13 protein-coding genes are annotated in these 15,124 nt (G+C 66.5%); 10 read left to right on the top strand and 3 right to left on the bottom strand.

The window, feature by feature from the left end:
• Nucleotides 1–502, top strand: a 502-nt coding sequence (locus PKH97_RS06355; protein WP_324386564.1) for an RDD family protein, incomplete at its 5' end; no start/stop codon positions are given.
• Between the two features lie 56 nt (nucleotides 503–558).
• A complete protein-coding gene (locus PKH97_RS06350; RefSeq protein ID WP_324386563.1) occupies nucleotides 559–855 on the top strand; it encodes a DUF2752 domain-containing protein in 297 nt (98 codons plus the stop codon).
• Nucleotides 856–887: 32 nt separating this feature from the next.
• Here the strand turns inward: PKH97_RS06350 and PKH97_RS06345 are convergent, their stop codons facing one another.
• Nucleotides 888–1,970 (bottom strand): LacI family DNA-binding transcriptional regulator, encoded by a 1,083-nt coding sequence (locus PKH97_RS06345; RefSeq protein WP_324386562.1) that lies wholly within the window; start codon nucleotides 1,968–1,970, stop codon nucleotides 888–890.
• Between the two features lie 204 nt (nucleotides 1,971–2,174).
• On the opposite strand from PKH97_RS06345, the gene PKH97_RS06340 reads away from it, so the two are divergent.
• The 3 genes from PKH97_RS06340 to PKH97_RS06330 are packed head-to-tail and all read left to right on the top strand — an operon-like array spanning nucleotide 2,175 to nucleotide 5,118.
• A complete protein-coding gene (locus PKH97_RS06340; RefSeq protein ID WP_324386566.1) occupies nucleotides 2,175–3,248 on the top strand; it encodes a substrate-binding domain-containing protein in 1,074 nt (357 codons plus the stop codon).
• Nucleotides 3,249–3,250: 2 nt separating this feature from the next.
• Nucleotides 3,251–4,276, top strand: a complete 1,026-nt coding sequence (locus PKH97_RS06335) for an ABC transporter permease (protein ID WP_324386561.1) — start codon at nucleotides 3,251–3,253, stop codon at nucleotides 4,274–4,276.
• The gene (locus tag PKH97_RS06330; RefSeq protein WP_324386560.1) at nucleotides 4,273–5,118 is read left to right on the top strand and encodes an ATP-binding cassette domain-containing protein; all 846 of its coding nucleotides are present in this window, start codon (nucleotides 4,273–4,275) and stop codon (nucleotides 5,116–5,118) included. The genes PKH97_RS06335 and PKH97_RS06330 overlap by 4 nt, the downstream gene beginning before the upstream one ends.
• A 95-nt stretch (nucleotides 5,119–5,213) precedes the next feature.
• Here the strand turns inward: PKH97_RS06330 and PKH97_RS06325 are convergent, their stop codons facing one another.
• Together PKH97_RS06325 and ugpC are read right to left on the bottom strand one after the other, a co-directional pair.
• On the bottom strand, nucleotides 5,214–6,452 hold the full coding sequence (locus PKH97_RS06325) for a DUF4032 domain-containing protein (RefSeq protein ID WP_324386559.1): 1,239 nt from the start codon (nucleotides 6,450–6,452) through the stop codon (nucleotides 5,214–5,216).
• Nucleotides 6,453–6,687: 235 nt separating this feature from the next.
• Entirely contained in the window at nucleotides 6,688–7,785 is a 1,098-nt protein-coding gene (gene ugpC, locus PKH97_RS06320; protein WP_324386558.1) for a sn-glycerol-3-phosphate ABC transporter ATP-binding protein UgpC, read from the bottom strand.
• Nucleotides 7,786–8,099: 314 nt separating this feature from the next.
• Here ugpC and PKH97_RS06315 point away from each other — a divergent pair, with 314 nt between their 5' ends.
• The 5 genes from PKH97_RS06315 to PKH97_RS06295 all read left to right on the top strand — a co-directional run bounded on the left by PKH97_RS06315 (nucleotide 8,100) and on the right by PKH97_RS06295 (nucleotide 15,007).
• Nucleotides 8,100–9,449 (top strand): maltose ABC transporter substrate-binding protein, encoded by a 1,350-nt coding sequence (locus PKH97_RS06315; protein ID WP_324386557.1) that lies wholly within the window; start codon nucleotides 8,100–8,102, stop codon nucleotides 9,447–9,449.
• A gap of 162 nt (nucleotides 9,450–9,611) precedes the next feature.
• Nucleotides 9,612–11,216 carry an ABC transporter permease subunit gene (locus tag PKH97_RS06310; RefSeq protein ID WP_324386556.1) on the top strand — a complete coding sequence of 535 codons (1,605 nt, stop codon included), beginning with the start codon at nucleotides 9,612–9,614 and terminating at the stop codon, nucleotides 11,214–11,216.
• Between the two features lie 10 nt (nucleotides 11,217–11,226).
• Entirely contained in the window at nucleotides 11,227–12,132 is a 906-nt protein-coding gene (locus PKH97_RS06305; protein WP_324386565.1) for a sugar ABC transporter permease, read from the top strand.
• The gene (locus tag PKH97_RS06300) at nucleotides 12,129–13,970 is read left to right on the top strand and encodes a glycoside hydrolase family 13 protein (protein ID WP_324386555.1); all 1,842 of its coding nucleotides are present in this window, start codon (nucleotides 12,129–12,131) and stop codon (nucleotides 13,968–13,970) included. Before PKH97_RS06305 ends, PKH97_RS06300 begins: the two co-directional genes overlap by 4 nt.
• Nucleotides 13,952–15,007, top strand: coding sequence for a LacI family DNA-binding transcriptional regulator (locus PKH97_RS06295; RefSeq protein ID WP_324386554.1), 1,056 nt, complete (start codon nucleotides 13,952–13,954; stop codon nucleotides 15,005–15,007). The genes PKH97_RS06300 and PKH97_RS06295 overlap by 19 nt, the downstream gene beginning before the upstream one ends.
• The last annotated feature ends 117 nt before the right edge of the window (nucleotides 15,008–15,124 follow it).

Raw genomic sequence — 15,124 nt, 5'->3', positions numbered from 1 at the left:
GGGGAGCGCCTACGGCGCGCCGGGCGCCGTCGCCCTTCCCGGTGGCGGCACGCCGCCGACCATGGTCACCCGCCTGCTGGCGCGGATCATCGACGCCGTGCTGCTCGGCATCGTCTTCAGCATCCTCGGCGCCGTCGGGCTTGGTGGCGCATCGATGTTCAGCGGTAGCGACACGGCGAGCAGCTTCGCGTTCGGCGCGTGGCTGAGCATGTTGGCGCTCTTTGCGGTGCTGAGCCTGGCTTACGAGGTCGTCCTGATCGCCCTGCGTGGCGCCACGCTCGGCAAGCAGTTGATGGGCATCAAGGTCGTGCAGGTCGACAGCGGCGCGCTCCCCGGCTGGGGGCCGTCGCTGATCCGCTGGGGCCTGCCGACGGTGGCGAGTTTCATCTGCTCGATCCTCTCGCTCGTCGTCTACCTCTCGCCCTTCTGGGCCGACCCGACCGGCCGCCTGCGCGGCTACCACGACCAGGCCGCCAAGACCGTCGTCGTTCCCGCTCGTTGATTCGGACGCCCCGCGACGCGGCGTCGCGGGGCGCTCCGAGGTGAGGTCCGCCATCGATGATCGTCTGTCCGTTCCGTGCCCTGACCGGGTATGCGTGCCCCCTGTGCGGCGGGCTACGGATGACCGACGCCCTGCTGCACGGGGACCTGGCGGCCGCCTGGGGACACAACCCGCTGGTTATGACCCTCCTGGGGATCAGCGCATTGCTCATCGCCGCCCGGGTGGCCGGCCGGGGGCCACGCCTGCGGCCGCTGCTGGCCGATCCCCGGCTCGCTCTCGGACTGGTCGCCGTGATGACGGTCTTCGCGGTCGTGCGCAATCTTCCGGGCGTCAGCTTCCTCGGCCCCGCCTAAGGCGCAGCCGCCAGCGGCTCCCGGCGCCGAGGTCAGCTGGGCGGGATCTCGCCGGACCCGCGGGCGATCAGGGTGGGGTTGATGACCTCATGGATTGGGGCCGAGGTGTCGCCGTCCAGCCGCTCCAGCAACCGGGTCCCGACCAGTCGCCCCAGCCGCGCCACGTCCTGTCGGACGACGGTCAGCGGCGGATCCAGCAGTTGCGCCAGCGGGAAGTCGTCGAAGCCCACGAGGGCCACTGAGTGACGCAAGCCCATCGCCGCCAGTGCCCGCACCGAGCCCTGCGCGAGGACATTCCGGGCGGCGAAGATCGCCGTGGGTGGAGATGGCTCGGCCATCAGGGCGCGGACCGCAGCCTCGGCGTCCGCTTCGGACCGTATGCCGGTGTGCAATAGATCGAGGGTCCCCTCCCGACCATGCGCGGCGAGGGCATCCTGGACCCCGCTGATGCGCTCCTCGGCGGTCGCGATCGACGGCGCGTCGGTGAGCACGGCGATTCTCCGGTGTCCAACGTGCACGAGGTGGTTGATCGCGAGGAAGGCCCCCCGGCGGTTGTCCGTGGTGACCGAATCGGTGTCGATGCCGCGGGGCAGCCGGTCGGCGAAGACCACGGGCAGGCCCGCCCGGATCTCAGGCGCGAGGTAGTCATGGCGGGGGCTGGCCGGCACGATGACCAGCCCGTCCACGCGGCGGGTGATGAGATTCTCGACAATCTGTTGCTCGCGTTCGGCGGCCTCGTCCAGGCTGGCCGCCAGCACCATCAGGCCACGATCGCGCCAGGCGTCTTCGAGGGCGCGGACCAGCGAGGCCGAGAAACTATTGCCCAGGTCCTGCACGAGGACCCCGATCACCCCGGTCCGCGCTCGGCTGCGCCGCAGGTTGCTAGCTGCGAGATTGTGTCGATAGTCCAGTCGGGTGGCGGCCGCGAGCACCCGGGCTCGCACATCGGCCTTGACGCCCGACTCCTCGTTCACGACGCGCGACACCGTCTTCACGCTCACCCCGGCGAGCGCCGCGACATCGCGCATCGTCGCCCGCGAACGCCCACCGTCGGGGGCGCCGGCGCGCGGCAAGTTCGGCGGGGGATGCCCGACTGACAACGATGTCGAAGCCATGTAACGATTCATACCCGAGAGTTGACGCACGAAGCAAGGCTCTAGTAGAAAACGTTCTGACAACGTTGTCACGTGGGCAGTGGGGCCCACGGTGTGCGCTTCGGCGCCTGACCAGAGAGGTACAACTCAATGAAGATCGTTCGTACATCCTCGGCCGCTCGCCGACTCGTCGCCGCCACCGGTGTGGCCGGGCTCGCGCTGACGATGGCCGCCTGCGGAGGCAGCAGCGGTGACTCCACCACGTCGGCCTCGGCTGGCGGTTCCGCCTCCTCCGGCGGTTCGACGGCCAGCGCCGCATCGGGTGAGAAGGTCGGCGTCACGCTGATCACCAAGGACTCGACCAACCCCTTCTTCGTCGCGATGCAGAACGGCGCCAAGGCCGACGCCGAGAAGAACAACGTCTCCTTGACCGTCGCCTCCGGCAAGCAGGAAGGCGACGACGCGGGCCAGATCACCGCGATCGAGGACGCCGTGGCACGCGGCGACAAGGGCATCTTGATCACCCCGATGAGCGACGGAGTCAACGCCGCCATCAAGTCGGCACGCGATGCCGGTCTCTATGTCATCGCCCTCGACACCCCGCCGGACCCGGCCGACACCGTCGACATCACCTTCGCGACCGACAACCGCCTCGCCGGCCAGCTCATCGGCAAGTGGGCGTCGGCTCAGCTCGACGGCCAGAAGGCCACCATCGCGCTGCTCGACCTCTTCAACGACAAGATCGTCTCCGTCGACTACAACCGTGACCAGGGCTTCCTCGAGGGCATGGGCATCGACGTCAAGGACGGCAAGAAGAACGGCGACGAGGACGCCACCGGCAAATACACCGGCGGCAAGGGCGGCGACTACGAGATCATCTGCAACGAGCCGAGCAATGGCGCCGAGGACGGCGGCCGGACGGCGATGGAGAACTGCCTGTCCAAGAATGACGGCATCAATGTCGTCTACACCATCAACGAGCCGGCTGCGGTCGGCGCGAATGCGGCGCTCCAGGCCGCCGGCAAGAAGGCGATCATCGTCTCGGTCGACGGTGGTTGCGCCGGCGTGAAGTCCGTGACCGACGGTGTCATCGGCGCTACCGCCCAGCAGTACCCGCTGAAGATGGCGACCATGGGCATGGAGGCCATCGCCACCATCGCCCGCGGTGGTGAGAAGCCCAAGACCAGCGATGGCCTGGACTTCTTCAACACCGGTGTCGCCCTCGTGACCGACAAGCCGGTCGACGGCCTCGAGAGCATCACCTCGGCTGAAGGTGCCAAAATCTGCTGGGGCAACTGACGATGGCTGAGACCAGCCCAGGCACTGCTGCCGCCGAGTTCGCTCGGCGGCAGCACAGCCCGCTCCAGCGCATCCAGCACCTCCTGCACGGCTATCCGTACCTGAGCCCGCTGGTCATCCTGGTCCTGTCATTCATCGTCTTCACCGTCGCCAAGCCGCAGTTCGCCTCGGCCAATGCGCTCGGGATCACGGTGCAGCAGACCGCCATCGTGGCCGCTCTGGCCATCGGTCAGACCTTGGTCATCCTCACCGCGGGCATCGACCTGTCCGTGGGCGCGATCATGGTTCTCTCGATGATGGTCATGGCCTCGCTGGCCAAGGACGGCGGGATGCCCGGCATCCTCGCCCTCCTGATCGGTGTCGGCCTGGCCACCGGAGCAGGCCTGCTCAACGGTTTGCTGGTCACGCGGCTCAACTTGCCGCCCTTCATCGTCACCCTGGGCACCTTGTCGATCTTCACGGCGATCGCCCTGCTCTACTCGGGCGGCTCGAGCATCCAGAGCTCGCACCTGCCGGACATCCTCAACGTCCTCGGCAAGGGATTCTCGGTCGGTGGCTTCCGCCTCACCTGGGGCGTCGTCCTCGTCATCGTGATGTATCTGGTGATGGGCTTCGTCCTCTCCCAGACGGCGTGGGGCCGCTATGTGTATGCCGTGGGTGACGACCCCGAGTCGGCTCGCCTCGCCGGTGTGCCCTCCCGCCGGGTGTTGCTCCAGGTCTATGCGATCGCTGGGCTGATCTACGGCATCGCCGCCTGGGTGCTCATCGGCCGGGCCGGTGCGGCCACACCGAACGCGGTGACCGACGCCAACCTGCAGAGCATCACGGCCGTCGTGATCGGTGGCACCAGCCTCTTCGGTGGCCGTGGCCGGCTCGTCGGCACCTTGATCGGTGCGTTGATCGTCCAGGTCTTCGCGCGCGGTCTCTCCCAGATGGGCGTCGACCAGCAGTGGCGCATCTTGGCCACCGGTGTCCTGGTCATCATCGCCGTCGCCATTGACCAGTGGATCCGGAAGGTAAAGGCATGAGCGCCTCGACGAAGTTGCCGGTGTCGGTCGACGGGATTCCGCTGGGCAAGGAGCACATCTACGCCCAGGAGCCGATTCTCTCGGGTCGGAATCTGGTCATCACCTTCGGTCGCGTTGTCGGTCTCGACGGCGTCAACCTCGACCTCTACTCGGGCGAGGTGCTTGCGGTCATCGGCGACAACGGTGCCGGGAAGTCCACCCTGATCAAATGTCTGACCGGGGCTTATACCCCCGACTCGGGCGAGATCACGATGAACGGCCAGCCCGTCACCTTCAAGCGCCCGCAGGACGCCCGCGAGGCCGGGATCGAGACGGTCTACCAGCAGCTGGCCGTCATCCCAGCGCTCGACATCGCCAGCAACCTCTTCCTCGCCCGTGAGGAGCGCCGCGCAGGGCCACTCGGCTCAGTGCTGCGCATGCTTGACAAGGGCGGAATGAAGAAGCGCGCCGGCGAAGCCGTTCAGAATCTCGGCATCCAGACGATCCAGAACATGGGTCAGGCGGTCGAGACGCTCTCCGGTGGTCAGCGTCAGGTCGTCGCCGTCGCCCGGGCCGCGGCATTCGGGAGCAAGGTCGTCGTGCTCGACGAGCCGACTGCCGCTCTCGGTGTCAAGGAATCCGGGATGGTTCTGAAAATGATCAAGCAGTTGCGCGACAACGGTCTGGCGGTGATCTTGATCAGCCACAACATGCCGCACGTCTGGGAGGCGGCCGACCGCATCCACATCCAGCGTCTGGGTGGGTGCGCAGGTGTCATCACTCCGCAGTCGCACGACATGGGCGAAGGCGTCGCGATCATGACCGGCGCCAAGAAGCTGACCCCGAACGACGCGTCCGCCTGAGGACGGTTTTCGGGGCCGAGGGGCCGTGGGCGAGTTTCGCCCGCGGCCCCTCGTCGCGTTTGCTCCCTGTTCGCGAGCCCGTATGCCGGCGTCCTTCAGACCGTGCCGAGGACGGGCAGCTCCGTGGTGTCCACCCCGAGGATGGATTTCTCCTCGGGCTTGTTCGGGAGCACGTGCGCGACATAATCGACAGTGGCGTCTTCGATCCGGATGTCGTGTCCGGCTAGTTCGGCCATATACCACCGGTGCTCGAGGATCTCGTGAAAGAGTTCGGCCGGCTCCAGCTTGCCGCGCATCGCCGGAGGCACGGAGCGGGTGATCGGCTCGTAGATGAGACTGAGCCAGTCGTGCGCGACGAGTTCCTCGTCATCGAGTTGGCGTTCGGTGGCGGCGCGATAGGAATCGAGGTCGTTGAGCAGCCGTCGGGCCTGGCCCTCTTCGACATCGAGCCCGGTCAGGCGCAGCAGGCGCCGCGAATGATGGCCAGCGTCGACGACCTTGGGCTGGATGGAGATCGTCGTGCCGTTGAAGTCGGTGACGATGGCCAACTCGTCGACGTCGAAGCCGATGTCGTTCAACCGTCGGATGCGGTCTTCGACCCGCCAGCGCTCGGCGGTGTCGAACTCCTCGACATCGGTCAGTTCGGCCCACAGCTCGTGATAGCGCGTCACGATCCGCTCGGAGGTCTCGATCGGGTCTTCACCGTGGAGGAGGCCGCCGGCCTCGAGGTCGAAGAGTTCACCGGCGATATTGATGCGGGCGATCTCTAGGTCGTGTTCGCGCTGGCCGTTGGAGAGCCGTTCGCGTAGTTCGCCGGTCTCGGCGTCGACGAGGTAGGCGGCGAAGGCCCCGGCGTCGCGCACGAAGAGGGTGTTGGACAAGGAGACGTCGCCCCACCAGAATCCGGCCAGGTGGAGTCTGACGAGCAGCACGGCGAGCGCATCGATGAGCCGGGTCGCGGTGTCCGGTCGCAGGGTTTGGCTATACAGCGCGCGGTAGGGCAGCGAAAACTGCAGGTGCCGGGTGATCAGGCAGGCATCCAGTGGCTTGCCCTTGGCGTTGACCCGGCCCTGGACGACGGCAAAGGGTTGCACGCAGGGCAACCCGAGCCGGTTGAGGTTGCGCAGGAGGTGGTATTCGCGGATGGCGAGGTCGGCCTTGATCTCCTTGACGGCGATGACCTTGCCCGAGAGCTTGACGAAGCGAACGACGTGCCGGGAGATGCCTCGGGGGAGGGCGGCGAGCCGCTCCTCAGGCCACTCCTCCAGGGGGAGCTGCCAGGGCAGATCCAAGAGAGCGGGATCCGGGCGGGCGGCGATGATGTCCAGGGCCACGCCCCCATGCTCCCATGGGGCCTTCGCCCTAACAAGAAACAAGAGCTTCTGCTCGACAATGCCCAGCCCCGCGAAGCGGGACCGCGCTCTCGGGCAGGGATGCTGGGAGCGATTGCGAGCCCTGGCGAGCCATCGTGACCAGCGCCCCGGCCGCGAGCGAAGCGAGCTTGGCCGGGGCACAGAAAAGCGCAGCCCCGCGAAGCGGGACCGCGCTTTTCTGGGCGAAGCCCCGTGGTTAGTCGACCAGGCGAGCGCCGCTCTCGGGGTCGAAGATGTGCACGTGGCCCGGCTCCGGGGTGATGTAGAGCGTGGTGCCCTTCTCCGGGGGCTTGCGGCCGTCGGTGCGGGCGATGAAGGGCTTCTCCATGCCTTCTTCCTTGGCGACGTGGCCGGTCTGCGGGGTGCCGTAGACGTAGGCGTCGGCGCCGAGTTCTTCGACGACCTCGATGGTGATCGGCAGGCCGTCACCGCTGGTGGAGACCGTGATGTCCTCGGGGCGAACGCCGACGATGACTTCCTTGCCGGCGTTGGTCAGGGCGCTGCGCGGGACCGGGATGACGGTGGAGCCGAACTTCACCCCGCCGTCGGTGACCGGCATACCGATCAGGTTCATGGCCGGGGAGCCGATGAAGCCGGCGACGAAGAGGTTGTCCGGGTGGTCGTACATCCGGCGCGGGCTGTCGACCTGCTGCAGCAGGCCGTCCTTGAGGACGGCGACGCGGTCGCCCATCGTCATGGCCTCGGTCTGGTCGTGGGTGACGTAGACCGTGGTGACGCCGAGGCGGCGCTGCAGCGAGGCGATCTGGGTGCGGGTCTGGACGCGCAGCTTGGCGTCGAGGTTCGACAGCGGCTCGTCCATGAGGAAGACCTGCGGGGAACGCACGATGGCGCGACCCATGGCGACGCGCTGACGCTGGCCACCGGAGAGGGCCTTCGGCTTGCGCTCCAGGTACTGGGTCAGGTCGAGGATCTTGGCCGCTTCCTTGACGCGGGTGTCGATCTCGGACTTGTTGACGCCGGCGATCTTCAGGGCGAAGCCCATGTTGTCGGCGACGGACATGTGTGGGTAGAGCGCGTAGTTCTGGAAGACCATCGCCACGTCGCGGTCCTTGGGCGAGAGGTTGGTGACATCGCGGTCACCGATCCAGATCTTGCCGCCGTTGACCTCTTCGAGGCCAGCCAGCATGCGCAGGCTGGTGGACTTGCCACAGCCGGAGGGGCCGACGAGAACGAGGAATTCACCGTCCGCGATGTCGATGTTGAGCTTGTCGACCGAGGGACGCGTGGCGCCGGGGTAGACCCGGGTTGCCTCATCGAACTTCACTGTCGCCATGGGGCATTGACTCCTTCACCGGCAGGAACGTGCCGGACGATCCGTTGTAAAGGTGGAACGTCACGGGACATCGGTGTCCCGTGCGCCTCTAGTGTGCCCGATGGACCCCCTGGTGCGCCACTGTTTGCCCGTTCAAATCCTGACGGGCGGCCAGAGCCGGACCAGCAGGGCACAGACCGTTATCGTTTCGAGACTTCTTGCGTAAGTATTGAAAGATCTTGCGGAAGGGTTGAGAGCCCTTGCAAGGGCTGGTAAAGTCTCCCTCACTCGTCAGGGAAGCATCGTGGCTCCCTGCGCCCTACGTAGGAGAATCAATGCACAAGCGTGCGTTCGGTGCGGCTGCCCTGACCAGTGTTGCCGCTCTCACCCTGGCTGCCTGCGGCAACGGCGGCAACTCGTCGACCAGCGCGACCGCGGGGAGCAGCGCCAACATGTCGGCCTCCGCCAGCACGTCGGCCAGCGCTTCGGCCTCCGAGACCGCGGCCGCTCCGGCCGAGGTCGACGCCAAGAACCCCTCCCGTGCGGACGCCGACCTGGTCATCTGGGCCGACGCCGACCGCGCGCCGATCCTGACCAAGTACGCCCAGCAGTTCGCTGCCGACAATGGCGTGACCGTCGCCGTGCAGATCGCGACCGAGACTCGCAAGCAGTTCGGTGACGCCACCAAGGTCGGCAAGGGCCCGGACATCGTCGTCGGCGCTCACGACTGGCTCGGTGAGCTCGTCCAGAACGGCACCGTCGCTCCCATCCAGCTTGACGACGCGACCACCGCCAAGTTCGCCCCGGCCGCGATGGCCGCGAGCAAGTTCAACGGCCAGAACTATGGCGTGCCCTTCTCGGTGGAGAACATCGCCCTGGTCCGCAACACCGACATGGTCCCGGATGCCCCGGCGACCCTGGACGACCTGCTCAAGGCCGCCAAGGCCGCGCAGACCAAGGACAAGAAGATCACCACCCTGCTCGACCAGTCGGTCGGCAAGACGGGTAACGCCTACTACACCTACCCGTGGCTCTCGGCCTTCGGTGGCGGCATCTTCGCCGTCAAGGACAATGGCGACTACGACGCCAGCAAGGTCATCGTCAACAGCGCCGAGTCCATCAAGGGTGCGACCGTCCTCGCGCAGATGGGCAAGGACAAGGTCCTCTCCACCAATGTCGGCGACGACAACGCCGAAGGCATCTTCACCAGCGGCAAGGCGCCCTTCTTCATCACGGGCCCCTGGTCGATCCCGAACGTCAAGAAGGCCGGCATCAACTACGGCATCTCCAGCCTGCCCTCGCTGCCCGGTGGCAAGGCGATGCAGCCCTTCCTCGGCGTGCAGCTCTTCTATGTATCGGCGAAGGCCAAGAACGCCTCGCTGGCTCAGGACTTCGTGACGACCTACGTCCCGACCAAGGAGTTCCAGCTCGCGATCTTCGCCGCCGGCGGTCGTCCGCCGGCACTGACCGAGGCGTATGACGAGGTCGCGGCTTCTGACCCCGAGGTCGAGGCGTGGTACGAGGCGGGCAAGGACGGCAAGCCGATGCCGAACATCCCCGCCATGAACTCCGTGTGGGGCCCGCTGGGCCAGGCCGCTGCCGACGTCATCTCCGGCAAGGCCGAGCCGAAGGCGCGCTTCGACGCCGCGCAGAAGGAGATCGTCAAGGCCATCGCGGGTTCCTGATCCCGCAGCGGTGGCCCCCGGCAATAGCCGCCGGGGGCCACCGTGCACTACTTCGCGCCTGACTGGGCGCGCCGCCCCCTAAGAAAATCGTGGGCCAGGCACCGTCGCCATTCTGCGCTCGGGTGCCGGTGTCCCTCTTGCATTCAGCCCGGGAGTCGAAGAATGGCCGTTGTCCCCAGCACAAACGAGTTCCGTGTCCGCAAGGACACCACCCCTCTCTATGCCCACATCCTCAAGTGGGGCCTGCTCGCCCTCGCGACCCTCGCGGCCTTGTATGTCGTGCAGAAGTTGATCGCTCAAGGCTCCTGGTTCGGGGTGGTTATCACCGCCTTCATCCTCACGTGCATCCTCGCGGTCTATGCGACACGCCGGGCCGTGCCAATGAAGTACCTCTTACCGGGCCTGATCCTGCTGGTCACCCTCCAGATCTGGCCGATCGTCTACACCGTCGCCACCGCCTTCACCAACTACGGCCAGGGCCACGTGCTGTCCAAGGACGAGGCGACGACGCAATCCATCGCGCAGTCCGTCCAGCAGGTCGCCGGCAGCCCGCGCTACAAGCTGTCGATCGCTGTCCCCGAGGGGGCGGATCCGATGACCGGCGACCTCAACTTCTTGTTGATCGACCCGGACGGCAAGTACCTCGTCGGCAACAAGGACGGTGTCAAGGACCTGGCCACCGACGGGGTCGCCATCGGTGATAAGCCCCCGATGACCGGCCTGATCGCGACGGCCCCCGGCTACACGATCCTGACCCCCAAGCAGGTCAACGATCGCAACAAGACCAACGCCGACGAGGTCACCAACTTTGCGGTGCCTGTCTCCAAGGAGGCCGGGATCAAGGCGCTGGGCACCAAGCAGGCCTTCCAGGGCGAGCCCACCCTCGTTTACGACGCCAAGGCCGACACGCTTACCGACGCGAAGGCCGGCAAGGTCTACGTCCCCAAGAACGCCTACTGGACGGCTGAGGACGGCTCGGGCACATTGCCCACCGGGTGGAAGCAGAATGTCGGGTTCAAGAACTTCAAGGACCTGCTGACCAACGAGACCATCCGCGCGGGGTTCTTCAAGATCTTCATCTGGAATGTCGCCTTCGCGGCGATCTCGGTGCTGTCAACTTTCTTCCTCGGCATGCTCTTGGCCTTGCTCTTCAATGACGACAAGCTCAAGGGCAAGGGCTTCTACCGCTCGCTGTTGATCCTCCCGTATGCCATCCCCGGCTTCGTCACCTCACTGGTGTGGGCGTCGATGTTCAACCAGGACTTCGGCCTGATCAACAGCCTGACGCACCTGCACATCGACTGGCTCGGCAACGCCTGGTGGGCCAAGGTCGCGATTTTGCTGACCAACTTGTGGCTGGGCTTCCCCTATATGTTCCTCGTCTGCACCGGCGCGCTGCAGTCGATCCCGGGTGATGTCCGCGAGGCCGCGAAGATCGACGGTGCCAGCCCCTTCCGGACGCTTCGCTCGATCATCATGCCGCTGCTGCTGGTCGCCGTCGGCCCGCTGCTGATCGCGTCCTTCGCCTTCAACTTCAACAACTTCACGTTGATCTATCTGCTGACCAAGGGTGGGCCTTTCGAGGCCGCGGACACCAGCATCGGCTCGACGGACCTGCTGATCACGTACGCCTTCCGGTTGGCGTTCTCCGGCGCCAGCCCCAACATCGGCCTGGCCTCCGCCGTCTGTATCTTCATCTTCTTCATCGTGGCGGCGATGAGCTACAGCGGCTTCGCCCGCACCAAGTCCCTGGAAGAGGTGAACTGATTTGTCGAGCATCGACGCAACGACCATCGCCGTTCCCGAGGCGCACGCCACGACCAGCCGCGCGCCCCGTAAGAGCGGTTCGAGCGGCTGGTGGCGCCACCTCCTCGGCGTCCTGGCGCTGATCTGGGCGCTCTTCCCGATCGTCTTCCTGATCTCCTCCGCGCTTAATCCGTCGGGGTCGTTGGACACCAGTTCGCTGATCCCCAAGTCCATCTCCGGCGCCAACTTTGACACCCTGTTCAGCGACGCCTCCCGGCCGTACGCCAGCTGGTACAAGAACTCGATGATCATCAGCACCGTCGGTGCGCTCGGATCGGTCTTCATCGGCGCGTGTGCGGCCTACGCTTTCTCCCGGCTGCGGTTCACCGGCCGGAGGCCTGGCCTGTTGGGTCTGCTGCTGTTGCAGATGTTCCCGGCGATGCTGACCTTCCCCGCGCTCTACCTGACCTTCGCCAAGCTCGGTGACGTCATCCCGGCCCTGGGACTGAACTCGATCTGGGCATTGACCCTGTGTTACCTCGGCGGCGCGATGGGCGCCAATGTGTGGCTGCTCAAGGGCTACTTCGACACCGTGCCCAAGGAACTGGACGAGGCGGCGAAGGTCGACGGGGCCAGCCACGCGCGGATCTTCTTCACGATGACCCTGCGCCTGGTCATGCCGATTCTGGTCACCGTCTTCATGCTCAGCTTCGTCGGCCTCTTCAGCGAGTTCCTCCTGGCGAGCATCTTCTTGCAGGATGTCGACAGCCAGACCCTCGGCGTCGGCCTCTACAGCATGACGATCGGCAACGAAAAGAACCGGCTCTTCGGTCAGTTCGCCGCTGGCGCCGTGCTCGCGTCGCTGCCCGTGGTGCTTCTCTACCTCGGCTTCCAGAAGTACCTCGTCGGGGGTATGACGCAGGGTTCGGTGAAGTGACCGGCCCCGGTCACCTGCTCGACACTCCTCATCACGACGGCTCCGAACGCTATGTCTCCCAGGCGCATCCGCGCCTGGGAGACACGGTGCACCTCCTCGTTCGGGTCCCCCATGCTGCGGATGTCAGCAGCATCCATCTGCGCAGCACCCCCGACGCGGAACCGAAGTTCACGCCGGCCACGCTGACCCGCACGACCGCGGCGGACTCGTGGTGGAGCGTTCCGCTCGTCATGCACAACCCGGTGATGAACTATCGGTTCCTGCTGCAGGGCGGCCCGCTGGGCTACCAATGGCTCAACGGGACCGGGCTGCACGACCGGGACATCCCGGATGCCTCGGACTTCCGCATTACGACCTTTGAGGCGGCACCCGCCTGGAGCGCGAATGCCGTTGTCTACCAGATCTTCCCGGACCGCTTTGCGCGATCCGCGCAGGCCGGCGACCGCGATATTCCCGACTGGGCGATCCCCGTGCCGTGGGACGAGCCGGTGGCCGGTCGTGGGCCGCAGACCGCCAAGCAACTCTACGGCGGCGATCTGGACGGGATCATCGACCACCTCGATCACATCGTCGATCTCGGCGCCGATGTCGTCTATCTGACGCCGGTCTTTCCCGGGCGCTCCAACCACCGGTATGACGCCTCAACCTTCGATGAGGTCGATCCCGTTCTCGGTGGCGACGCGGCCCTCGATCGGCTCGCCGACGCTGTCCACGAGCGCGGGTTGAAGGTGCTCGGCGACTTCACGACCAATCACACCGGGGTCGGTCACGACTGGTTCCGCGCGGCCCAATCCGAGCCCGACGCCCCCGAACGGGCCTACTACTTCTTCGATGGCGACACCTACGCCTCCTGGCTCGGCGTGCCCTCGCTGCCGAAGCTCAACTACGACTCCGAGGAGCTCCAGGAACGGATCTTCGAGGACCCGAAGGGCGTTGTCCGGCACTGGATCTCGGGCCCCCATGCCCTGGACGGGTGGCGGGTCGACGTGGCGAATATGACTGGCCGGCACCGCGCGCAGGACCACAATGCCGATGTCGCGCGCCGGATGCGTGCCGCGATGGCCGAGACCAATCCCGATGCTCTCCTCGTGGGCGAGCACTGCCACGACTTCTCGCTCGACGCGATGGGCGACGGCTGGCACGGCGTGATGAACTACGCCGGTTTCACCCGGCCACTGTGGACCTGGCTGCGCCACCCCGGTCACGCACCCGACTTCCTCGGCCTGCCGGTCATCGTGCCCCGCCTCGGCGGACGCGCGGTCATGGAGACCATCCGCGAGTTCGGCTCGCTGGTGCCGTGGGAGACGCTGACGCACTGCTTCACCCTCGTCGGCTCCCACGACACCACGCGCGTGCGCAGCCTGGTCGGCGACGACGTCGAGCAGGTCGACGTGGCGGCCGGGATGCTGCTGACCATGCCCGGAATCCCGATGATCACCTATGGCGACGAGATCGGCATGCTCGGCGACTTCGGCGAGGACGGGCGGCGACCGATGCCCTGGACGCAGCCCGACCTCTGGGACGAGCGCCTGCACGGCGTCTATCGCGAACTGATCGCGCTGCGGCATAAGTCCAAGGCGTTGCACGCCGGCGGGCTGCGCTGGGTGTATGCCGCCGACGACGTCCTCGCCTACCTCCGCGAGCACCCCGCCCAGACGGCGCTCGTGACCCTTGCCCGGTTGGCGCACGAGCCCATCCGCCTGCCGCGCGCGGCCTTCGATGGCATCGAAAAGGGTTCTGCGGCATACGGAAATGGGATTTCCTTGGAGGGTGACGCGGTCGTTCTCACCGCGCCCGGCCCGCAGGTAGGAGTGTGGACATGGCAGCCCGTCTCGTGAGAATCCGCCTCGCCGAGGTTGCCGCGCAGGCCGAGGTGAGCGAGGCGACGGTCAGCCGCGTCCTCAACGACAAGCCTGGGGTGTCCGAGGCGACCCGGGCCGCCGTGCTCACGGCGATCGACGTCCTCGGCTACGAGGTCCCGGCCAAGCTGCGCCCCCGCAGTGGCGCGCTGATCGGCCTGATCACCCCTGAGTTGACCAACCCGATCTTCCCGGCCTTTGCGCAGACCATCGAATCGGGTTTGGCCGCAAGAGGTTTCACGCCCGTGCTTTGCACGCAGACGCCGGGCGGGGTGCACGAGGATGTCTATGTCCAGATGCTCCTCGACCGGGGGGTCGCCGGCATCATCTGCATCTCGGGCCAGCACGCCGACCTCGGCGAAAGCGTCGATCGCTATGTCAACCTCGGCCGCCAAGGCGTGCCCCTCGTCCTGGTCAATGGGTATCGCGAAGGCGTCGTGGCGACCTTCGTCTCCTGCGATGATGCCGCCGCGATAGAGTTGGCCCTGACGCATCTGATCGAGTTGGGGCACAAGCGAATCGGGCTTGCCGTCGGACCCCGCCAATATGTCCCGGTGCAGTTGAAGGTGGAGGCATTCAAGCGTTCCCACCGCACGGCCGGCCTGCCCGACCCGGACAACCTGATGGTCCATGCCCTCTTCACGGTTGAGGGCGGCGCCCAGGCGACCTCCACTTTGGTTGCCCGCAGGGCTACGGCGATCGTCTACGCCTCGGACATCATGGCGCTGGGCGGCGTCCGGCAGGCGCATCGGCTGGGCCTGCAGATCCCGCGGGATCTGTCGATCACCGGCTACGACGACTCACCGCTGATGGCCTTCACCGATCCGCCGATGACCACGATCCGCCAGCCCGTCCTGGAGATGTCCGAGGCGATCGTCCTGGCTCTGCTCGACGCCATCCGCGGCGGCAATACCGAAGGCCGGGAGTTGGTCTTCCAGCCGGAGCTCGTGCTCCGAGGTTCGACCGGCCGGGTGCCCTTGACCGGCTCGACCCTGGCGCCCGCTCGGCTGGCCTAATCCCAACCCCACGACGTTCTCCGCTCCTGCGTCGCTCCGATACTTCGCGGGGACCCCGATTCCCCAACCCCACGACGTTCTCCGCTCCTGCGTCGCTCCGATACTTCGCGGGGACCC

This window comes from Nostocoides sp., from assembly GCF_035343835.1.
In the GTDB taxonomy this organism is placed as follows: Bacteria; Actinomycetota; Actinomycetes; order Actinomycetales; family Dermatophilaceae; genus Nostocoides_A; species Nostocoides_A vanveenii.
The sequence above is the reverse complement of the archived record's forward strand: the minus strand, read 5'-3'. Positions and strand labels throughout refer to the sequence as shown.

Excerpts from the sequence above, each read along its gene's own strand:
- PKH97_RS06315 (WP_324386557.1), top strand. The coding sequence starts at position 8,100 with ATGCACAAGCGTGCGTTCGGTGCGGCTGCCCTGACCAGTGTTGCCGCT.
- PKH97_RS06330 (WP_324386560.1), top strand. The coding sequence starts at position 4,273 with ATGAGCGCCTCGACGAAGTTGCCGGTGTCGGTCGACGGGATTCCGCTG.
- PKH97_RS06335 (WP_324386561.1), top strand. The coding sequence starts at position 3,251 with ATGGCTGAGACCAGCCCAGGCACTGCTGCCGCCGAGTTCGCTCGGCGG.
- PKH97_RS06310 (WP_324386556.1), top strand. The coding sequence starts at position 9,612 with ATGGCCGTTGTCCCCAGCACAAACGAGTTCCGTGTCCGCAAGGACACC.
- PKH97_RS06345 (WP_324386562.1), bottom strand. The coding sequence starts at position 1,970 with ATGGCTTCGACATCGTTGTCAGTCGGGCATCCCCCGCCGAACTTGCCG.
- ugpC (WP_324386558.1), bottom strand. The coding sequence starts at position 7,785 with ATGGCGACAGTGAAGTTCGATGAGGCAACCCGGGTCTACCCCGGCGCC.
- PKH97_RS06350 (WP_324386563.1), top strand. The coding sequence starts at position 559 with ATGATCGTCTGTCCGTTCCGTGCCCTGACCGGGTATGCGTGCCCCCTG.
- PKH97_RS06340 (WP_324386566.1), top strand. The coding sequence starts at position 2,175 with ATGGCCGCCTGCGGAGGCAGCAGCGGTGACTCCACCACGTCGGCCTCG.
- PKH97_RS06295 (WP_324386554.1), top strand. The coding sequence starts at position 13,952 with ATGGCAGCCCGTCTCGTGAGAATCCGCCTCGCCGAGGTTGCCGCGCAG.